Genomic DNA, 19,431 nt, shown 5'->3' with positions numbered 1-19,431 from the left:
AAGATCAGCGACCTTCGCTGTCCTTCCACTTGGTCATCAGGGTGTTCGATTCCAGGCTTTCGTCGAGCAGCTTCTTCGCCGTCTCCACGCCGGCCACCGGCAGCCCGGCGGGGTCGAGCAGGCCGATCTGCACCAGCACGCTGGCCTGGTCCCAGTAGATGTGCTCGTGGCACAGCTTGTCGCCACGGAAGCGGATCACGCCGAGCATGGGAATCTCCACGTACTTGCCGGTGGGCGGCACGCCGGGAAGCATCCAGTCGATCTCGCTGGTGTGGGTGAAGCACATGACGAATTCGTCCACTACCTGCAGCGCGCCGACGGTGCGGGAGATCGGCACCAGCTTCATGTCCGGCGGGTTGCCGTGGACGAAGTGGTTGCTGTAGAAGCGCGCCAGTTCGTCCTGGCCGACGCCGCCGGTCATGGTCGGGATGTGGTTGACGTAGGGCTGGGCGACCATGGTCGCCATGGTGGCAGGCACGTCGCGGGCGGCGAACTCGTGGTGGATGTGGTCTTCCCACAGCTGCGACAGGTCGAAGTCCGGGCCGATCTCGCGCTTGAGCGCGCCGATGCTGCGCTCGTGGGCCATCAGCGCAGCGGGTTTGTCGAAGTGCATGCCGTTGGGGCGGGCGAAGGCGTGGTCGACGCCGGGGTAGCTGTAGATTTCCGCCTTCGGCAGCTTGCCGAGGACTTCGCCGATGGCCGCGCGGGCGCTGGCGTCGCAGTACACGTCCTGCTCGGCGAAGTGCAGCACCAGGCGACCTTTGATGTTCTGCGCCTCGTCGAGCATCTGCTCGATGCCCATGCCGTAGTAGCCCACCGAGCAGGCCGCGTCGGTACGCGCGGCGGTCAGGTAGGCAAGCTTGCCGCCCAGGCAGAAGCCGACGTAGCCGATGCCGCGTTCCTCGACCTCCGGCAGGGCGCGCAGGGCGTCCATGGCAGCGGCGATGTCGTCCACGCCCTTGTCTACGTCGAAGCGCTGGAACAGGCCGATGGCCTGGCCGAACTCGGCTTCGCTGTAGCCCAGTTCCAGGTTCGGCTCTAGGCGCCAGAACAGGTCGGGCACCAGGGCGACATAGCCTTCCTCGGCATAACTGTCGGCGATGCTGCGCATGTTGGCGTTGACGCCGAAGATCTCCTGGCCGATCACCACGCCAGGGCCGTGCCCGCTGGCCGGTACCGCGAGATAACCGCTGAAGCTGCCGCTGCCGTCACGCGCGGCGATGCTGATGCTCTTGCCCATGTTCCCGTCTCTCCCAGGCTCGTTGTTGTGTTGTTCTGGCGCGCATAGGGTGCGTGCTGGAGCGGCGCCTGCCAAGGGGGCCTGATGCTTGTGAGGGAAAGTGGCGCAGCGCTACCATCGCGCCCCTCATGAACAGGGAGCTTCGGGATTGCATCGCATGGAGAGGACAACGGGTATCGCGCGTATCGGCCTGCTGCTGGCGGTAACGGCAATGACGGCCTGCAGCAGCGTACCGAAGGACGAGACGCCACGACTGGTGCCGCGCGACATGGCGTCGCCGGAGTATCCGCAGCAGTTCCGGCCGCGGGGTATCGATGGCAGGGTGAAGACCTCCTTCGATATCGAGGCCAGCGGCGAGGTTGCCAACGTGCAGATCGTCGAGTCGAGCAACCCTGCGCTGGCCGAAGCCGTGCGCGAGCGTGTATCCCAGTGGCGCTTCGAGCCCTGGCAGCCCACCGCCAAGTACCCCGCGCCACGGCAGGTGGTGAAGACCTTCGAGTTCAAGCAGGCCGAAGCCGGCACCCCGATGCTGCCCTCGGACAAGGCGGCGGGTAACTCCGAGGAGAGTCTGGCGAACACCGTGCGCGAACTCCTCGCCCAGCCCTGCAGCGCGATCAGCAGCCAGTACGCAGAGTTCCATCAGGCCTACCCGGACCGACCGCTGGATCAACTGGCGACCTTCCGCATGACCAGTGGCGCGCTGTTCCTTGCCCAGCTCGGTGGCAAGCTGGATGTGGAGAAGAACCGGCTGATCGGCAAGCGCTTCGATGCCGCTCTGCCTCGCGTGCTGGAGCGCTGCCAGCAGCAGCCTGACGCCGTTTATTCCGATGTGCTCGCCGAGGAGATGCGCCGCGCACAGGTTGACAGCACCAGCTCCTGAGCCGAAAAACACAGCTTGGACCTGCGAGGAACCTAGCCATGCTGATACGCGCGCAAACCGCCTGCCTGCTGCTCATCGACATCCAGGAACGTCTGTTCCCGGCCATCCACGACAACGAGGCGGTGCTCGAGCACAGCGCCTGGCTGCTGGCCATCGCGCGGCGGCTGGGTGTGCCGGTACTGGCCACCGAGCAGTACCCCAAGGGCCTCGGCCCGACGCTACCGGCGCTGCGCGCCGAGCTGGTCGAAGGCGAGGTGCTGGAGAAGATCGCCTTCTCGGCCGTCACCGATCCCGGCCTGTCGCAGTTGCCCGGTGGCGATCGCCGACAGTTCGTGGTGTGCGGCACCGAGGCCCATGTGTGCGTGCTGCAGACGGTGCTGGGGCTGTTGGCGGAGGACCGCGAGGTGTTTGTGGTGGCGGAGGCCGTCGGCTCGCGCCGCCCGCAGGACAAGGCGCTGGCGCTGGAGCGGATGCGCCAGGCCGGCGCGGTGATCGTCTCGCGGGAGATGGTCGCCTTCGAGTGGCTGGAGCGCGCCGGGACGGAAGTCTTCCGCGAGATCAGCAAGCAGTTCATCCGCTGAACTGCCCGTGAGTCCCCCTCAACGGGTGACGAACAGGCGGTCGCCGAGGAAGTCGAGGAACACCCGCAGCTTCATCGGCATGCGCCGGCCCGCCGGCCACAGCGCGTGGAAGCTGCCCTGGTGCGTGGTGTGTTCGCTCAGCACCTGCACCAGCCGGCCGTCGTTCAGTGCGCTGCGCACTGCGAAATCCGGCAGGCAGGCGATGCCCATGCCCTGGCTGGCGACGTTGATCAGCATGTCGGCGGTGTTGCAGATCAGCCCGCCGTCCAGACGCGGCTCCGTTTCTCCGGGGGCGAGCTCGAGCGGCCAGCGCTGCACCAGCCCGCTGCTCGGGTAGCGGTAGTGCAGGCACAGGTGCTGGTTGAGGTCCGCCGGCCGCCGCGGCGTGCCGTACTGCCGCAGGTAACCGGGCGAGGCCACCAGCAGCAGGCTGAAGTCGCCCAGCTTGCGCGCCTTCAACCGTGAGTCGCGCAGCTCGCCACCGCGCACCACGAGGTCGAAACCCTCTTCGATGACGTCCACCAGGCGGTCGGTGAAGTCGATGTCCAGCTGGATGCGCGGGTAGCAGCGGAGGAATTCCGGCAGTACCTGCGGCAACAGCCCGGCCACCAGCGGCATGCTGATCTTCAGGCGGCCGCGAGCCTGCTGGGTCGATAGCGCCAGTTCCTGCTCCGCCGCTTCCAGCTCGTCGAGGATGCGCCGGCAGCGTTCGAGGAACAGCTGGCCTTCGTTGGACAGGCTCAGGCTGCGCGTGCTGCGGTGGAACAGGCGCACGCCCAGGCGCTCCTCGAGACGAGCGATGCTCTTGCCCACCGCCGAGGCAGAGAGGCCGAGCAGGCGCGCGGCCTGGGCAAAGCTCAGGGAGTCGGCAACCTGGAGGAAGACGCGCAGGCCGTTGAGGCTGTCCATGGAAAGGTGTCCGTGCGGGCGGGCCGCCATTGTGCCGCGCGATGGGGGTTCGATTGCGGACAAAGATGTCCGTTTTGTTCGGAATCCTAGCCTGTTTTTCCGCAATGTCGGGTTGATTAGCTTTGGGCCGGTCTTCCTCGATTCCTTGCGGACCCACCATGAAGCCCTCCCACGACACCCCTGAAAACCGATCCGAAGCCTCGCGCTGGCTGTTGTTGCTCGCCGCCAGCCTGACGGCGGTGCTGATTCCCCTGTGCTTCACCGGCCCGGCCGTGGTGCTGCCGGCCATTGCCCATGAGCTGGGCGGCTCGGCGGTGGCGCTGAACTGGATCGTCAACGGCTACGTGCTGGCCTACGGCGCGGCGATGATGGCGGCTGGCAGCCTGGCGGACGTTTACGGGCGCAAGCGCGTCTGGCTGGTCGGCCTGGCGCTGTTCTGCGTGACCACCCTGGCGATCCCGCTGGCCGGTTCGGTGGCGGCCATTGACGTGTTGCGCCTGGTCCAGGGCGCGGGTGGCTCGGCCGCCTTCGCCGCCGCCATGGCAGCGCTGGCGCAGGAGTTCGACGGGCCGATCCGCACACGGGTGTTCAGCCTGCTGGGCACTACTTTCGGCGTCGGCCTGGCGTTCGGCCCGCTGCTCGCCGGCTGGCTCACCGACGGGCCGGGTTGGCGCTGGGTGTTCCTGGTCCCGGCGGTGTGCGCGCTGGCCTCGGTTCCGGTGGTGGTGCGCTTCTGCCGCGAGACCCGTGATCCGCAGGCGCGCGGCCTGGACTGGCCCGGCGCGCTGAGCTTCACCGCCGCGCTCAGCCTGTTCACCTACGGCCTGCTGCTGGCGCCGGAACAGGGCTGGGCTAGCGTCCCGGTAATCGCGACGCTGGTGCTGAGCGGCGTGTTGCTGGTCGTGTTCATTGCCGTCGAACGCCGCATGGAGCGACCGTTGCTGGACCTGTCGCTGTTCAGCCAATGGCGTTTCGTTGGCGTGCAACTGCTGGGCGCGTCGCCAGCGTTCGCCTATGTGGTGCTGATCGTGCTGTTGCCGGGGCGCTTCATCGGCATCGAGGGGCAGGGCGCGCTGCAGGCCGGCTGGACCATGCTGGCGCTGTCGGCGCCGCTGCTGGTGGTGCCCTTCCTGGCGGCGCTGCTGGCGAAGCACTTCAGCGCTGGCAGCCTGTCGGCGATCGGTCTGCTGATCGTCGCGGGTGGGCTGCTGTGGCTGGCGCGCAACCTGGAGGTTGGTATTGCGCCGGATATGCCGCTGCTGGTGATTGGCATCGGCATTGGCCTGCCGTGGGGGCTGATGGATGGCCTGGCAGTGAGCGTGGTCGAGCGCGAACGTGCTGGCATGGCGACGGGCATCTTCAACACGGTGCGGGTGTCCGCCGACGCGGTGGCCATCGCCGTGGTCGGCGCCTTGCTGGCGACCCTGCTCGCGGCGCAACTGCAGCCGCTGGGCCTGGCCGCGGCGGAGCGCCTGATGAGTGCGAACCAGCTGGCCATCGGCAACTTGGCGGCGGTGGTCGAGCAACTGCCGCAGCTGGCGCCCGAGCAACTGCGCAGCGACTACGTGGCGGTGTTCAGTCGGGTGCTGGAGCTGCTGGCGGGCGTGACCTTCGTGGTCGCCGGGCTGGTGTTTCTGTTGCTGGGCCGGGAACGCGCGCCGGTGCTGGCTGCCGAGGTGTAGGGCGAATAACCGCTTGCGGTTATCCGCCGACCTCTGCACGGCGGTAGACGGCGGATAACGCGTGCCGCGTTATGCGCCCTACGGTTGTACTCGGTGGTGTTCCGGTTCGAGGTTGTAGGGCGAATAACCGCTTGCGGTTATCCGCCGGCCCTTGCGTGGCGGTGGACGGCGGATAACGCGTGCCGCGTTATGCGCCCTACGGTCGTCCTCGGCGGTGTTCCGGTTCGAGGAAGGTCCAGGCGACGAAGCGGCTCTGCTTCTGCCCCTGGGCCATGTCCACGGTGCGGATGGAAATGGCGCCGGCCTTTTTCAGCGCGCGGCGGAAGTCGTCCAGGTTGCCGGCCTTGGACACCAGCGAGCTGAACCAGCGGACCTGCTGGCCGACCTCGGCGCTTTCCATCGCCAGCTTGCGCAGGAAGGCGATCTCGCCGCCTTCGCACCACAGCTCGTTGCTCTGCCCGCCGAAGTTCAGCTTGGGCAACTGGCGTGACGGGTCGAGCTTGCCGAGGTTCTTCCATTTGCGCCGGCTGCCACTGCTGGCTTCCTCGGGCGAGGAGTGGAAGGGCGGGTTGCACAGGGTCGCGTCGAAGCGCTCGTCGGCGTCGAGCAGGCCGCGGAAGATGTGTTTCGGATCGTGCTGCTGGCGCAGTTCGATGGCATCGCTCAGGCCCGGATTGTCGTTGACGATGGCGTGGGCGGAGGCCAGGGCAGCGGGTTCGATGTCCGAGCCGAGGAAGCGCCAGCCGTAGTCGCGGTGGCCGATCAACGGGTAGATGCAGTTGGCGCCGACGCCGATGTCCAGCATGCGCACGTCCGGCCCGCGCGGTACGCTGCCGCCGTTTTCCTCGGCGAGCAGGTCGGCGAGGTAGTGCACGTAGTCCGCCCGGCCGGGGATCGGCGGGCAGAGGAAGCCGGCGGGAATGTCCCACTGGCCGATGCCGTACTGCGCTTTCAGCAGCGCGCGGTTGAACACGCGCACCGCCTCGGGGCTGGCGAAATCGATGCTCGGCTTGCCGTAGGGGTTGGTGATGACGAAACGACCCAGCTCCGGGCAGCCCTCGATCAGCGCCGGGAAGTCGTAGTGCCCCTGGTGGCGGTTGCGCGGGTGCAGCAGGTTCGGCCGCTTGGCGGCGGGGTCGCGCAGGGGCTGGGCAGGCTTTGCCGGGCCGGCGGGGCGTTTGGGCGATCTGGGTGCTTTCGACATGAGGGCGCGCGGGGCTGGGAGGCGGTGGGCGATTTTCCCACAGTTGGGCGCTTCAGCCGAGCAGCACGTTGCCCAGGCGGTCGAACAGCAGGCAGCAGAGCAGCAGCGGAATCGGCAGGCCGAGCAGGGTGCCGAGCATGTAGGGCCAGAAACCGATGCCCGACAGCGCGAGGCTGTAGTTCAGCGTCGGCGAGGTGATGAAGGCGTGGCGCAGCAGGAACACGCTGCTCGCCGGGCGCTGGTCGAGGTGGCTGAACACCGCGCGGGTCAGCTTGTTGTTCAGCAGGCGCAGGCCATTGCCGCCGACGGCGCGCACGATCAGGAAGGTGAAGCCGCAGGAGAACACCGCCGCGCAGTAGGTGATCAGCCCGCCCCACAGCTTGCCCATGGCCAGCACGGCGGCGGCGAGGAACAGCAGGCCGGGGATGTGCAGCAGGTTGCCCAGGGCGAACAGGCCGACGAACAGCAGCAGGCCGCGCAGGCGGTTGTCAGTCAGCTCGTTGCGCAGGTATTCGAGGCTGAACTCCTCATGCAGCCCGCTGGCGCGATAGAGCAGCACCAGCACCACGGCGAAGGCTAGCAGCAGGATCAGTCGGCGAAAGCGCCAGAGGGTGGGTGGGACGGCAAGCATGCGGGCGGGCTCAGGGGTACTGCAGGATGTCCTTGATCTTCGGCAGGTGCGCGGCGATCCAGCGCGGATCGATGGCGCCCCAGTCGCGGATGCGGTAGTGGCCGGCGTTGTTGCGCTCGCCGTCGTGCTGCTCGAAGGCGCAGTCGATGTCCAGGTCGGCCAGCGCGGCCAGGGTGTCCTGGGCGGTGCGCCGGGGCATGCCGGTGGCTTCCATCAGCGCCGGGACACTGGTGGCGGTGCCGCTGTCGATCAGCCAGGCCACGTAGAGGCGGCGGTAGAAACTGCTTTTGGTCTTGCTCACTTCCATCGAGACGATTCCTTGGCGATCTTGTAATGGGCGGCTACAGCGGCAGCAGCCAGGGTACCAGCACAACGCTGACGATCATCACCAGAATCGTGAAGGGTACGCCAACCTTGACGAAATCGGCGAAACGATAGCGCCCCGGCCCCAGCACCAGGGTGTTCACCGGTGAGGAAATCGGCGTCATGAAGGCGGCCGACGCGGCCAGCGCGACGATCATCGCGAAGGCTTCCGGGGAGGCGCCCAGGGCCTTGGCCGTGGCGATGGCGACCGGTGCCATGAGCACGGCGGTGGCGGTGTTGGAGATGAACAGGCCGATCACCGCGGTCAGCACGAACAGGCTGGCGAGGATGGCATAGGGCCCGGCCCCGCCGAGTGCACCGACCAGGCCGTTGACCGCCAGGGTGATACCGCCGGTCTTCTGCAGCGCCAGGGCGAAGGGCAGCATGCCGACGATCAGCAGCAGGCTCTGCCAGTGGATGGCGCGGTAGGCGCTGTCCATGTCGATGCAGCGGAACGAACCCATCAGCAGGCAGGCGATCAGTGCGGCCATGACGTTGGGCACCAGCCCGCTGACCATCAGGACCACCATTACCGCCAGGCTGAACAGTGCGTGGGGAGCCTGACTGGCGGCGGGGGCGGCTTCGTCCACCTCGGCGGGCAGGCTGAGCACCAGGAAGTCGCGGGCGCGCGCCTGCAGCTGGCGGATTTCCTTCCAGCCGCCGATCACCAGCAGGGTGTCGCCGACCTTCAGCTTGGCGTCCAGCAGGCCTTCCACCAGGGCTTCGCGGTTGCGCCGCAGGCCGACCACGTTGAGGCCGAACTGGCTGCGGAACTCCAGGTCCAGCACGCTCTTGCCGAGCAGGACGGACTCCGGCGGCATCGTCACCTCGGCCATGCCCACTTCGTGGGCGCGTTCGGTGAAGTAGTCACCCTGGAGGCTCAATGGCTCGAGGCCGAACTCGTGGTACATGCCCAGCAGGTCGCTGCGCTCGCCGTAGATATCCACCAGCAGCACGTCGCCGGCGTGCAGCACGATGTTGGCACCGGGGCTCAGTATCTTCAGGCGGAAGTGCACCATGCGCTCGATGGCCACCACGTTGGTGCCGGCGCGGGCGCGCAGCTCGATGTCGCCCAGACTCTTGCCCACCAATTGCGAATCGGGGCGGATGCGCAGGCGGCGCTCGCGGCCGGCGAGCTGGTAGTCGCGGATCAGGTCTCCCAGGGTGCGGCGCTTGACGCGCTGCCCGTCGTCGTCGCCGTCATCGCCCAGCCAGCGCCGCGCCACCAGCATGTAGCCGACGCCGAGCACCAGCACCACCAGGCCGAACGGCGTGAAGCTGAAGAAACCGAAACCCTTCGAACCTTCGCGCACCAGCTCGCTGTGGATCACCACGTTGGGCGCGGTGGCGACCAGGGTGAGCATGCCGCTGATCAGCCCGGCGAAGCTCAGTGGCATCATCAGCCGGCGCGGCGAAACGTGCAGGCGCGCGGCGATGCTCAGCACCACGGGAATGAAGATGGCGACCACGCCGGTAGAACTCATCACCGAGCCGAGCCCGGCCACGGCGAGCATCAGCAGCACCAGCAGGCGCGTCTCGCTGGCGCCGGCGCGGCGGGTCAGCCATTCGCCGATGCGATAGGCTACGCCGGTGCGCACCAGGCCTTCGCCGATGACGAACAGCGCGGCGATCAGGATGACGTTGGGATCGGCGAAGCCGGCCAGTGATTCCTGCACGCTGAGGATACCCGACAGCGGCAGAGCGACCATCACCAGCAGGGCGACCACGTCCATGCGCGGACGGTTGATGACGAACAGCCCGACGGCGGTGGCGAGCAGGGCGAGGACCCAGATCAGTTGCAGACTCATGCGCTTCCCTAGCGATTTCCCGGCGCCATTGTGCCCGCAGGAGCGGGCGCAATGCCTTGACCCGGTGCAGCTTAGCGAAGCCTGCGCTGCTGCGGGGGATGCTGGAGGTCCTCAGGGCAGCCGTGCGACCGGGGTGATCTGCTGTGGATCGGTGCGCAGTTCGATCAGCGCCGGCTTGCCGCTGGCCTGGGCGCGCTCGAAGGCGGCGGCGAAGTCCTCGGTTCTCTCCACCAGCTCGCCATGGGCACCGAAGGCGCGGGCGAGGGCGACGAAGTCGGGGTTGCGCAGCTCGGTCGCGCTGATGCGGCCGGGGTACTCGCGCTCCTGGTGCATGCGGATGGTGCCGAGCATGCCGTTGTTGACCACGATGACGGTCAGCGCCGCGCTGTACTGCACGGCGGTAGCCAGCTCCTGCGGGTACATCATGAAGCAGCCGTCGCCGGCGAAGCACACCACGCTGCGCTGCGGGTCCCGCAGCTTGGCGGCGATGGCGGCGGGAAAGCCGTAGCCCATGGCGCCGTTGGTGGGGGCGAGCTGGCTGCGCGGCGAGCGATAACGGTAGAAGCGGTGCACCCAGACGGCGTAGTTGCCGGCGCCGTTGCTGATCACCGCGTCGTCCGGCAGGGTTTCGTTCAGGTACTGGACGACCTGGGTGAGGTCCACACCCTTCGGCGATTCTGCGTTCTGCGGCGGGGTGATATAGCTGAGGTAATCGGCGCGTGCCGCGGCGGTCCAGTCGGCCCAGGGCGTCTCGGCAAGGGGAGCGAGGTCGGCGAGGGCGGCGGCGATCTCCGGCATGCCGGCCTGGATGCTCTGGTCCGCCTGGTAGACGCGGCCCAGCTCGCTGGCGTCGGGGTAGACGTGGATCATGCCCTGCAGCGGGCGTGGGCTCTGGATCAGGCTGTAGCCGGCGCTGGGCGTTTCACTCAGGCGCGAGCCAAGCACCAGCAGCAGGTCGGCTTCCTGCACGCGGGCGGTGAGCTTGGGCGAGGCGCCGAAGCCGAGCTGGCCGGCGTACTGCTCGTCGCGGTTGTCGATCAGGTCCTGGCGACGGAACGAAGCCACCAGCGGCAGGCGGTTGGCGTGGGCAAAGGCGCGAACCTGCGCGCAGGCCTGCGGCGTCCAGCCGGTGCCGCCGACGATCAGCAGCGGGCGCCGGGCCTGGCTCAGGCGCTCGCGCAGTTCGGCCAGCGAACCGGCGCTTGGCGCTGCTCGGGTGATCGGCGTCGGCGCTACGTCGGCGACCTGTGCAGAGCCGAACAGTACTTCCTCCGGCAGGCCGATCACCACCGGACCGGGGCGCCCGGACTGGGCGACGCGGAAGGCGCGGGCGACGATCTCGGGGAGGCGACGGATGTCGTCGACCTCGGTGGCCCACTTGGCCAGGCCGCCGAACATCTGCCGATAGTCCACTTCCTGGAAGGCTTCGCGGCCCTTGAACGCGCTTTCCACCTGGCCGATGAAGAGGATCATCGGCGTCGAGTCCTGCATTGCCGTGTGCACGCCGTTGGCTGCGTGGGTCGCGCCCGGCCCGCGGGTGACGAAGCAGATGCCGGGGCGGCCGGTGAGCTTGCCGTAGGCATCGGCCATGTTCGAGGCGGCGCCTTCGTGGCGGGTGACGATGGTCTGGATGGCGGCCGCGTCGTGCAGCGCATCGAGCACCGGCAGGTAGCTTTCGCCGGGGATGCAGTAGACGGTATCCACCGCGTGGCGCAGCAGGGCATCGACGAGGATCTGGCCGCCGTTGCGGGCCGGAGTATCGGACATGGGCGTGGGGTTCCTTGGCAGGGGAGCAGGGCGCAGCTGTGCGCTGATCTTCGGCGAACCGGCGCGGTGATCCAAGCGAGCATTCTTCGCAAGGTCATTCCTTCGGGGAATGAACGGCGTCTCGAGGGAGGTGCATGCCAGAGCGGGCGCGACGACGAACCGCGCGGGCATTTCCCGATGTTTGTCTATGGTTGATGCACGGACGCAGACGCGTCCGCAGGACGATATTGCTGCAAAAGGAGAACCTCCCATGTACCACCTCTCGTCCCGAGCACTGCTCGCCGGCTTCTTCGCCACCTCCAGCCTGCCCCTGTATGCCGCCCTGCCTTCGGCGCCGGGGTACGTCGATGACAGCGGCTACAGCGCCGCCGCGAAAACCCGCATCCTCCCGGCGATGTTCGAGCAGAAGCTCACCAGCACGAAGTACATCGCCAAGGCCGACAACCCGCTGATCACCCTGGCCGAATCCACCGGCTTCAAGCAGACCTCCGATTACCACCAGACCCGCGCGTGGCTGCAGAAGCTGGCCGATGCCTCCGGCGGCGCCATCACCCTCAGCGACCTGCCGGAGAACAGCGCCACCGGCGAGCCGATGCTGCTGGTGACCGCCAGCCGCGAGGCGGACAAGTCGGCAGCGGGGCTGAACAAGTCCGGCAAGCCGACGATCTTCGTCGAAGCGGAAATCCACCCCGGCGAGGCCAACGGCAAGGACGCCATGTTCATGCTGCTGCGCGACATGACCGCCGGCGACAAGCCGCTGGCCGCTCTGCTGGACAAGGTCAACATCCTCTTCATCCCCACCGTGAACATCGACGGCGACCTGCGCCGCAGCCCCTACGGGCGGATCAACCAGAACGGCCCTGACGTCACCGGCTGGCGGGTCAACGGCCTGAACTACAACCTCAACCGCGACTTCACCAAGCTCGACAGTGCGGAGATCCGCAACGTCGCCTCGGTGTTCAACCAGTACGACCTGAGCTTCTTCGCCGACACCCATTCCACCGACGGCGCCATGTATCCCTACGACAGCTCCTACTGCCACAACGGCAACGGCTGGTCGCCGGCTTCCAGCGATTGGATGGACAAGGTGATGCGCGGCCCGGTGTACAAGGAGCTGGAGGGCGACGGGCATGTGGTCCATGAGTGCATCAGCTTCAACGACAACCAGGACCCGACCCAGGGTTACTACCCGTACCGCACCGACCTGGCGCGCTTCTCGAATCAGTACGGCGATATTCGCAACGTGCCGTCGATCCTCATCGAGCAGCATGCCCTGCACCCCTACGAAACCCAGGTGCTGGGCAACTACGTGATGCTCAAGGCGATGTTCCAGGTGATCGGCGACAACGCCGACTCGCTGAAGCAGGCCATTGGCAAGGACCGCGAACGGCTGGCGGCGCAGAAGGAGGTGATCCTCACCTGGAAGCCGGGCGAGCCGCAGCACACGCCGTTCACCGTGGGTGATTACCGCTATGAGGTGTCACCGATCACCGGCAAGAAGACCATCGTCTGGAGCAACAAGCCCAAGCAGCTGAACGTGCCGGTCACCGACAACTCGGTGCCGGACCTGGTGGTGAAGCGGCCGAAGCAGTATGTGGTGCCGGTGCAGTGGAGCGAGGTGATCGCGCGCCTGAAGTCCCATGGCATCCAGATGAAGACTCTGGACAAGGCGACGCCCATCGAGGTGACCCTGTACCGCATGGACAACATCAAGCTGGCCGGCGGTTTCGAGCCAGACCGCGCCGCCACCAACGAGATTCCCGGTTATGAGGGGCACCTGCTGGTCAGCGGCGTCGGCAAGCCGTTCCAGCGCCTGCAGACCTACCCGGCAGGCTCGGTGGTGATCGACACCGACCAGCCATTGGGCGTGCTGGCGGTCAACCTGCTGACGGCGGAAAGTCCGGACTCGTTCTGGTCCTGGGGCTTCTTCAACTCGACCCTGGTGGTGGCCGAGGAGCCGGAGGAATACGTGATGGAGCCGATGGCGCGCAAGATGCTCGCCGAGGACCCGAAGCTCAAGACCGAGTTCGAGAAGAAGCTGAAAGACGACAAGGCTTTCGCCAAGGACGCCCAGGCGCGCCTGCAGTGGTTCTTCGAGCGCACGCCGTTCCATGACGTGAATGCCTACGTGTACCCGGTGGGGGCGGTGTATTGAGAGGAAGGTGATTGATGGGGAGCGTGCTCTGCCGGCAATTCCGTGCCTGGACTGGCCCTCTCCCCAACCCTGGCTGCGCGCCCCGCTCCGAAGGGAGAGGGAGCTGTCTCTGCCGGCTGATGCCTTGGTTTCGTCCTGCACCGAACGATCCCCTCTCCCGCTTGCGGGAGAGGGTTAGGGAGAGGGGCTTTTGAAGTCACCGGGCCGCGATGACCAGGGTGGGCGTCGCTGTTGCCTAGCGAATGTGGTCATTTCTACGGGGCAATTTGTCTCAATGTCGAATTTGAGTTGAAGCTGGGTCAGACATTGTGCGGAATAATTTGGCGCATCTGGACATCCCTGACATTCACTGCCTCCGCCTCGATGAAGGGGCGGAGCTCCGGGCGAAGCGCCTTTTCGGTCACCAGATCGACACTGCTGCCCAGCAGGTCTTCCAGGTAGAACTGCACACCGAAGTAGCGCTCCGAGGTCGCGGGGCCGTCGAAACTGACCAGAATATCCACATCGCTGTCCGGTCCTGCGTCGTCACGTGCGGTCGAGCCGAACAGAGCCAGCCTTACTACACCGAAGCGGTTGGCCAGTTCTGGCTTGCAGCTTTCCAGCAGGGTCAGGGTGTGGCGGCGGTCCATGTTGGTTACCGGATCAGGGAATACGCCTGAAGGTAGCACAAGCGAAAAGCACAAGGCCCGCATTGGCGGGCCTTGTGTTGGGGCTTACAGGCTGGCGATCTTCTCGCGCTGCTGGATCAGGTTGGTCACGGCCTGCTCGGCTTCAGCCAGCTTGGCGCGTTCCTTCTCGATCACTTCCGGCGGTGCCTTGGCGACGAAGCCTTCGTTGGACAGCTTGCCGCCCACGCGTTTGACTTCGCCTTCCAGACGCTGGATTTCCTTGTCCAGGCGCGCCATCTCGGCAGCCTTGTCGATCAGGCCGGCCATCGGCACCAATACCTGCAGGTCGCCGACCAGCGCGGTGGCGGACATCGGCGGCTCTTCGCCTTCGTCCAGCACGCGGATGGTCTCCAGCTTGGCCAGCTTCATCAGCAGCGGCTCGTTGTCGGCCAGGCGACGGTGATCCTCGGGGGAGGCGTTGTTCAGCACCAAGTCGATGCGCTTGGCCATGGAGATGTTCATCTCGCCGCGGATCTGGCGGATGCCCAGCATCAGGGCCTTGACCCACTCGATGTCGCCTTCGGCGGCGGCGTCGATCTTCGCCTCGTCGGCGATCGGCCAGGGTTGCAGCATCAGGGTGTCACCGGACTTGCCAGCGGCGGTCTTGATGCGCTGCCAGATTTCCTCGGTGATGAATGGCATGAACGGGTGCGCCAGGCGCAGTGCGGTTTCCAGCACGCGCGCCAGGGTGCGGCGGGTGCCGCGCTGACGCTCGATCGGCGCGTTCTCGTCCCACAGTACCGGCTTGACCAGTTCCAGGTACCAGGCGCAGTACTCGTCCCAGATGAACTCGTAGAGGGCCTGGGTGGCGAGGTCGAAGCGGAAGGCGTCCAGTTGGCGCGCGACTTCGATCTCGGTGCGCTGCAGGGCGGAGATGATCCAGCGGTCCACCGAGGACAGCTCGACCGGCTCGCCATTGACGCCGGTGTCCTTGCCATCGGTGTTCTCGATGACGAAGTTGGCGGCGTTCCACAGCTTGTTGCAGAAGTTGCGGTAGCCCTCGACGCGGCCCATGTCGAACTTGATGTCGCGACCGGTGGAAGCCAGCGAGCAGAAAGTGAAGCGCAGGGCGTCGGTGCCGTAGCTGGCGATGCCTTCGGGGAACTCGGCTTTCGTCTGCTTGGCGATCTTCTCGGCGAGCTTGGGCTGCATCATGCCGCTGGTGCGTTTCTCCAGCAGCTCATCCAAGGTAATGCCATCGACGATGTCCAGCGGGTCGAGCACGTTGCCCTTGGACTTGGACATCTTCTGGCCCTGGCCGTCGCGCACCAGACCGTGGACGTAGACGGTCTTGAACGGGATCTGCGCGCTGCCATCGCCATTCTTGATCAGGTGCATGGTCAGCATGATCATGCGCGCAACCCAGAAGAAGATGATGTCGAAGCCGGTCACCAGCACGTCGGTGGGGTGGAAGGTCTTCAGGTAGTCGGTCTGCTCCGGCCAGCCGAGGGTGGAGAAGGTCCACAGGCCCGAGCTGAACCAGGTGTCGAGGACGTCTTCGTCCTGGCGCAGGTTGGCGTCGCCCAGGTTGTGCTTGGCGCGCACTTCGGCCTCATTGCGGCCGACGTAGACGTTGCCGGCATCGTCGTACCAGGCCGGGATGCGGTGGCCCCACCACAGCTGACGGCTGATGCACCAGTCCTGGATGTCACGCATCCAGCTGAAGTACATGTTCTCGTACTGCTTGGGCACGAACTGGATGCTGCCGTCTTCCACGGCGGCGATGGCGGGTTCGGCCAGCGGCTTGGTGGAGACGTACCACTGGTCGGTCAGCCACGGCTCGATGACGGTGCCGGAGCGGTCGCCCTTGGGCACTTTCAGCGCGTGGTCGTCGATCTTCTCGAGCAGGCCGGCGGCTTCGAAGTCGGCGACGATCTGCTTGCGTGCGACGAAGCGGTCGAGACCGGCGTAGGCGGCCGGCAGGCTGGCGTCCAGCTCTGCGTTGACGCTGCCGTCGAGCTTGAACACCTGGGCGACGGCGAGGACGGCGGCGTCCTTGTCGAAGATGTTGATCAGCGGCAGATCGTGGCGCTTGCCGACTTCGTAGTCGTTGAAGTCGTGGGCCGGGGTGATCTTCACGCAGCCGGTGCCGAACTCGCGGTCGACGTAGTCGTCGGCGATGATCGGGATGCGCCGGCCCACCAGCGGCAGGTCGATGAAGGTGCCGATCAGCGCGGCGTAGCGCTCGTCTTCCGGGTGCACGGCGACGGCGCTGTCACCCAGCACGGTTTCCGGGCGGGTGGTGGCGACGACCAGGTGGTCCTTGCCGTCGGCGGTCTTGTTGCCGTCGGCCAGCGGGTAGCGCAGGTGCCAGAGGTGGCCCTTCTCGTCGTGGTTCTCCACTTCGAGGTCGGAAATGGCGGTGTGGAACTTGGTATCCCAGTTGACCAGGCGCTTGCCGCGGTAGATCAGGCCGTCCTCGTGCAGGCGCACGAAGGCTTCCTTCACGGCGTTGGACAGGCCTTCGTCCATGGTGAAGCGCTCGCGCGACCAGTCCACGGAGGAACCCAGGCGGCGAATCTGGCGGGTGATGGTGCCGCCGGACTGATCCTTCCACTCCCAGACCTTCTCCAGGAACTTCTCGCGGCCCAGATCATGACGGGCGATGCCCTGGGCGGCCAGCTGGCGCTCCACCACCATCTGGGTGGCGATGCCGGCGTGGTCGGTGCCCGGCTGCCACAGGGTGTTGCGGCCCTGCATGCGGCGGTAGCGGATCAGCGCGTCCATGATGGCGTTGTTGAAGCCGTGGCCCATATGCAGGCTGCCGGTGACGTTCGGCGGCGGGATCATGATGGTGTACGGCTCGCCGGAACCTTGCGGGGCGAAGTAGTTCTCTTTCTCCCACAGGGGGTACCAGTGGGATTCGATGGCGTGGGGCTGGTAGGTCTTGTCCATGAGCGCGGCGGGACCCTGATAAGGCTAGACGGAAAACCGCTGAGTATAACGGGAGGCGGGGAGTTCAGGCCACCGGGGGCTTATCGGCGGCTTTCGGGGTGCAGGCGTGGGCGGTCTGGCGCCGACGCCCGTTGTAGGAGCGGGCCATGCCCGTGATCGCGCCCATGGGGCGCTTCTATAGGCTGGCTCTGGTGTTTCCCTGGGCGGAGAGTCAAGTCTTGCGCTGGGCCAGCAGGCGCTGCATGCGCGCTTCGAGCCGGCGTTGGAGTTCGGCTTCGATCTGCGGGGCGAAGTCGTCGAGGACGTCCTGCAGGATCAGTTGGGCCGCGGCGCGCAGTTCCAGGTCCAGGCGGTTCAGCTCGCTGGCGGCGGGAGTGGCCTGCGGCGCGGCGGGCTGGGTGGCTGCAGGCTCCGGCGCCTGGGGCGCGGGCGTGACGACGTCGGAGAGCAGCGGGATGTTGTCCGGCTCGAAGGATTCGGTGAGCAGGGGCGGCTCGGCGCCCGACTCGTCCAGCAGGTCCTGGATCTTCTTCAGGTCTTCCAGCAGGTGGTCGGGGTCGTGCGGGGGCTTGTGGTTGTCCATGGTGTCTTGGCTGAGACGCTCTCAAGGGCGCGGCAGGCGGTGGTCCTGCAAAGGATAGCCCTGCTCGCGGTAGCGACGGAAATTCTCCCGCGCAGCCTGACGAATCGCCGGCTCCTCGATCACCAGTTCGGCGACCCGGTTGAAGCGGTCGACGAAGGCAGGGATGGCCAGGGTCAGGTTGATCAGCAGGTCCCGGTGGCTTTCCGGCGGCTCGCCGAGGGCGAGAACTATCGGCGAGTCGGCATCTTCTTCCACCGCGTTGTGTGGGATGAAGGTTTCGCCCCGGAAGTTCCACAGCCGGGCATCCAGCGCATCGCGCTGGGCCTCGTCGCTGCACAGCACGAAGATGCGCATGCCTTGCCGCCAGGCTTTTTCAGCCAGGCGGCAGGCGATGGTCAGGCGTGCGTCGGGATCGGCGCTGGGAATGACGTAGAAATCCACACGCGTCATGCGTTCGATCCCATCGGCAGGTTGCACTGTGCCATTACTTGGCGCGGTCCAGCAGGTACTGGGTCAGCAGCGGCACCGGGCGGCCCGTGGCGCCCTTGTCCTTGCCGCCGCTGATCCAGGCGGTGCCGGCGATGTCCAGGTGCGCCCAGTGGAACTTCTTCGCAAAGCGCGACAGGAAGCAGCCGGCGGTGATGGTGCCGGCCTTCGGGCCGCCGATGTTGGCGATGTCGGCGAACGGGCTGTCGAGCTGTTCCTGGTACTCGTCGAACAGCGGCAGCTGCCAGGCGCGATCGTCGGCGACTTCACCGGCCTTGAGCAGTTGCTTGATCAGCGCGTCGTTGTTGCCCATCAGGCCCGAGGTGTTGGAGCCCAGGGCGACGATGCAGGCGCCGGTGAGGGTGGCGATGTCCACCACCGACTGCGGCTTGAAGCGTTCGACGTAGGTCAGCGCGTCGCACAGCACCAGGCGGCCTTCGGCGTCGGTGTTGAGGATTTCGACGGTCTGGCCGCTCATGGTGGTGACGATGTCGCCCGGACGGGTGGCGCCGCCGCTGGGCATGTTCTCGGCGCAGGCCATCACGCCCACCAGGTTGATCGGCAGCTGCAGCTCCAGCACGGCGCGGAAGGTGCCGAACACGGAGGCGGCGCCGCACATGTCGAACTTCATCTCGTCCATGCCCAGGCCGGGCTTGAGGCTGATGCCACCGGTGTCGAAGGTGATGCCCTTGCCGACCAGTACGTGCGGGGCCTCGTCCTTCTTCTTCGCGCCGTTGTACTGCAGCACGATCAGGCGCGGCGGCTGGTCGCTGCCCTGGGCGACGGCGAGGAAGGAGCCCATGCCCAGCTCGCGCAGTTTCTTCTCGTCGAGGACTTCGACCTTCAGGCCCTTGTATTCCTTGCCCAGCGCCTTGGCCTGTTCGCCGAGGAAGGTCGGGTGGCAGAGGTTCGGCGGCAGGTTGCCCAGGTCACGGGTCAGGGCCATACCGTTGGCGATGGCCTGGGCTTCTTTGGCGCCTTGTTCGACAGCGGCGGCGTCGGCCTTGTCGGCGAGCAGGGTGATTTTCTTCAGCTTCGGCGCTTCGGCCTTCTGGCTCTTGAAGCGATCGAAGACGTAGGTGCCGTCGGCCAGGGTTTCCACCTGCAGGCGGGCCTTGCCGTGGGCATTGCGGCCTTTGACGGCCAGGTCGCCCAGGGCCAGGACTGCGTCGGCGCCACCCAGGTTCTTCAGATTGCCCAGGACGGCGGAAACCAGTTTGCGGTAGGCGCGGTCGGAGAGTTCGCGCTCTTTGCCGGCGCCGACCAGCAGGACGCGCTCAGCCTTAATGTTGGGTAAATCTTGCAGCAGTAGAGTCTGGCCCACCTTGCCTGCCAGATCGCCACGCTTGAGCAGGTTGGCGATGGCACCGCCGGTGGCTTCGTCGACGGCCTTGGCGGTGGCGCCAAGCTTGCGGCCTTCGCCCACGGCGATGACCAGGGTGGCGGTCTTGAGAGTTTCCGGACGTACGCTTTTTACAAGGAATTCCATGGCTGAGTGTCCCCGGGACAAAGAGCAGAAGGGTCTGCGAATGAAGGTGGACTGCGCAGTGACAGGCCTGGCGAATCGCAGGATAATGCC

General features: G+C 66.6%; 16 protein-coding genes. 4 read left to right on the top strand and 12 right to left on the bottom strand.

What is annotated here, in order from left to right; genetic code table 11:
- Positions 1-4: 4 nt before the first annotated feature.
- Positions 5-1,240 (bottom strand): dienelactone hydrolase family protein, encoded by a 1,236-nt coding sequence (locus tag IB261_RS23740; RefSeq protein WP_192381026.1) that lies wholly within the window; start codon positions 1,238-1,240, stop codon positions 5-7.
- A gap of 157 nt (positions 1,241-1,397) precedes the next feature.
- Between IB261_RS23740 and IB261_RS23735 the strand changes: the two genes are divergently transcribed.
- On the top strand, positions 1,398-2,120 hold the full coding sequence (locus IB261_RS23735) for an energy transducer TonB (protein WP_192381027.1): 723 nt from the start codon (positions 1,398-1,400) through the stop codon (positions 2,118-2,120).
- Positions 2,121-2,158: 38 nt separating this feature from the next.
- Positions 2,159-2,701, top strand: a complete 543-nt coding sequence (locus IB261_RS23730) for a hydrolase (RefSeq protein ID WP_081516069.1) — start codon at positions 2,159-2,161, stop codon at positions 2,699-2,701.
- Between the two features lie 18 nt (positions 2,702-2,719).
- Here the strand turns inward: IB261_RS23730 and IB261_RS23725 are convergent, their stop codons facing one another.
- Positions 2,720-3,610 (bottom strand): LysR family transcriptional regulator, encoded by an 891-nt coding sequence (locus IB261_RS23725; RefSeq protein ID WP_192381028.1) that lies wholly within the window; start codon positions 3,608-3,610, stop codon positions 2,720-2,722.
- A 158-nt stretch (positions 3,611-3,768) separates the two neighbouring features.
- Here IB261_RS23725 and IB261_RS23720 point away from each other — a divergent pair, with 158 nt between their 5' ends.
- A complete protein-coding gene (locus tag IB261_RS23720) occupies positions 3,769-5,292 on the top strand; it encodes an MFS transporter (protein ID WP_192381029.1) in 1,524 nt (507 codons plus the stop codon).
- Between the two features lie 196 nt (positions 5,293-5,488).
- Here IB261_RS23720 and rlmF read toward each other — a convergent pair whose 3' ends face one another.
- The 5 genes from rlmF to IB261_RS23695 form a co-directional block, all read right to left on the bottom strand.
- Positions 5,489-6,496, bottom strand: a complete 1,008-nt coding sequence (gene rlmF / locus IB261_RS23715; protein WP_225605907.1) for a 23S rRNA (adenine(1618)-N(6))-methyltransferase RlmF — start codon at positions 6,494-6,496, stop codon at positions 5,489-5,491.
- 52 nt (positions 6,497-6,548) lie between these two features.
- The gene (locus IB261_RS23710; RefSeq protein ID WP_192381030.1) at positions 6,549-7,127 is read right to left on the bottom strand and encodes a VTT domain-containing protein; all 579 of its coding nucleotides are present in this window, start codon (positions 7,125-7,127) and stop codon (positions 6,549-6,551) included.
- 10 nt (positions 7,128-7,137) lie between these two features.
- The gene (locus IB261_RS23705; RefSeq protein ID WP_024762881.1) at positions 7,138-7,434 is read right to left on the bottom strand and encodes a winged helix-turn-helix domain-containing protein; all 297 of its coding nucleotides are present in this window, start codon (positions 7,432-7,434) and stop codon (positions 7,138-7,140) included.
- Positions 7,435-7,468: 34 nt separating this feature from the next.
- Positions 7,469-9,298: an SLC13 family permease gene (locus IB261_RS23700; RefSeq protein WP_081516061.1), complete on the bottom strand. Its 1,830-nt coding sequence runs from the start codon at positions 9,296-9,298 to the stop codon at positions 7,469-7,471.
- Between the two features lie 111 nt (positions 9,299-9,409).
- Positions 9,410-11,065 carry a thiamine pyrophosphate-binding protein gene (locus IB261_RS23695; protein WP_192381031.1) on the bottom strand — a complete coding sequence of 552 codons (1,656 nt, stop codon included), beginning with the start codon at positions 11,063-11,065 and terminating at the stop codon, positions 9,410-9,412.
- Between the two features lie 250 nt (positions 11,066-11,315).
- Between IB261_RS23695 and IB261_RS23690 the strand changes: the two genes are divergently transcribed.
- A complete protein-coding gene (locus IB261_RS23690; RefSeq protein WP_192381032.1) occupies positions 11,316-13,220 on the top strand; it encodes a M14 family metallopeptidase in 1,905 nt (634 codons plus the stop codon).
- A 299-nt stretch (positions 13,221-13,519) separates the two neighbouring features.
- On the opposite strand, the gene IB261_RS23685 is transcribed toward IB261_RS23690, so the two are convergent.
- From IB261_RS23685 to IB261_RS23665, 5 genes are all read right to left on the bottom strand, one after another.
- Positions 13,520-13,849, bottom strand: a complete 330-nt coding sequence (locus tag IB261_RS23685) for a nucleotidyltransferase family protein (protein WP_151188149.1) — start codon at positions 13,847-13,849, stop codon at positions 13,520-13,522.
- Positions 13,850-13,933: 84 nt separating this feature from the next.
- Positions 13,934-16,783 carry a valine--tRNA ligase gene (locus IB261_RS23680; RefSeq protein WP_081516051.1) on the bottom strand — a complete coding sequence of 950 codons (2,850 nt, stop codon included), beginning with the start codon at positions 16,781-16,783 and terminating at the stop codon, positions 13,934-13,936.
- Between the two features lie 211 nt (positions 16,784-16,994).
- On the bottom strand, positions 16,995-17,366 hold the full coding sequence (locus IB261_RS23675) for a DNA polymerase III subunit chi (protein WP_081516049.1): 372 nt from the start codon (positions 17,364-17,366) through the stop codon (positions 16,995-16,997).
- 21 nt (positions 17,367-17,387) lie between these two features.
- On the bottom strand, positions 17,388-17,816 hold the full coding sequence (locus IB261_RS23670; protein WP_024762886.1) for a DNA polymerase III subunit chi: 429 nt from the start codon (positions 17,814-17,816) through the stop codon (positions 17,388-17,390).
- A gap of 34 nt (positions 17,817-17,850) precedes the next feature.
- Positions 17,851-19,341 (bottom strand): leucyl aminopeptidase, encoded by a 1,491-nt coding sequence (locus tag IB261_RS23665; protein WP_151188146.1) that lies wholly within the window; start codon positions 19,339-19,341, stop codon positions 17,851-17,853.
- Positions 19,342-19,431: the final 90 nt, after the last annotated feature.

The organism is Pseudomonas sp. PDM20, assembly GCF_014852575.3.
Taxonomy (GTDB): Bacteria; Pseudomonadota; Gammaproteobacteria; order Pseudomonadales; family Pseudomonadaceae; genus Pseudomonas.
Note: the sequence above shows the minus strand (reverse complement) of the source record. Positions and strands in the feature narration are given on the sequence as shown.

What these genes read in the sequence shown, in the direction of transcription:
- IB261_RS23740 (WP_192381026.1), bottom strand. Translation starts at nt 1,240, where the DNA reads ATGGGCAAGAGCATCAGCATCGCCGCGCGTGACGGCAGCGGCAGCTTC.
- IB261_RS23735 (WP_192381027.1), top strand. Translation starts at nt 1,398, where the DNA reads ATGGAGAGGACAACGGGTATCGCGCGTATCGGCCTGCTGCTGGCGGTA.
- IB261_RS23730 (WP_081516069.1), top strand. Translation starts at nt 2,159, where the DNA reads ATGCTGATACGCGCGCAAACCGCCTGCCTGCTGCTCATCGACATCCAG.
- IB261_RS23725 (WP_192381028.1), bottom strand. Translation starts at nt 3,610, where the DNA reads ATGGACAGCCTCAACGGCCTGCGCGTCTTCCTCCAGGTTGCCGACTCC.
- IB261_RS23720 (WP_192381029.1), top strand. Translation starts at nt 3,769, where the DNA reads ATGAAGCCCTCCCACGACACCCCTGAAAACCGATCCGAAGCCTCGCGC.
- rlmF (WP_225605907.1), bottom strand. Translation starts at nt 6,496, where the DNA reads ATGTCGAAAGCACCCAGATCGCCCAAACGCCCCGCCGGCCCGGCAAAG.
- IB261_RS23710 (WP_192381030.1), bottom strand. Translation starts at nt 7,127, where the DNA reads ATGCTTGCCGTCCCACCCACCCTCTGGCGCTTTCGCCGACTGATCCTG.
- IB261_RS23705 (WP_024762881.1), bottom strand. Translation starts at nt 7,434, where the DNA reads ATGGAAGTGAGCAAGACCAAAAGCAGTTTCTACCGCCGCCTCTACGTG.
- IB261_RS23700 (WP_081516061.1), bottom strand. Translation starts at nt 9,298, where the DNA reads ATGAGTCTGCAACTGATCTGGGTCCTCGCCCTGCTCGCCACCGCCGTC.
- IB261_RS23695 (WP_192381031.1), bottom strand. Translation starts at nt 11,065, where the DNA reads ATGTCCGATACTCCGGCCCGCAACGGCGGCCAGATCCTCGTCGATGCC.
- IB261_RS23690 (WP_192381032.1), top strand. Translation starts at nt 11,316, where the DNA reads ATGTACCACCTCTCGTCCCGAGCACTGCTCGCCGGCTTCTTCGCCACC.
- IB261_RS23685 (WP_151188149.1), bottom strand. Translation starts at nt 13,849, where the DNA reads ATGGACCGCCGCCACACCCTGACCCTGCTGGAAAGCTGCAAGCCAGAA.
- IB261_RS23680 (WP_081516051.1), bottom strand. Translation starts at nt 16,783, where the DNA reads ATGGACAAGACCTACCAGCCCCACGCCATCGAATCCCACTGGTACCCC.
- IB261_RS23675 (WP_081516049.1), bottom strand. Translation starts at nt 17,366, where the DNA reads ATGGACAACCACAAGCCCCCGCACGACCCCGACCACCTGCTGGAAGAC.
- IB261_RS23670 (WP_024762886.1), bottom strand. Translation starts at nt 17,816, where the DNA reads ATGACGCGTGTGGATTTCTACGTCATTCCCAGCGCCGATCCCGACGCA.
- IB261_RS23665 (WP_151188146.1), bottom strand. Translation starts at nt 19,341, where the DNA reads ATGGAATTCCTTGTAAAAAGCGTACGTCCGGAAACTCTCAAGACCGCC.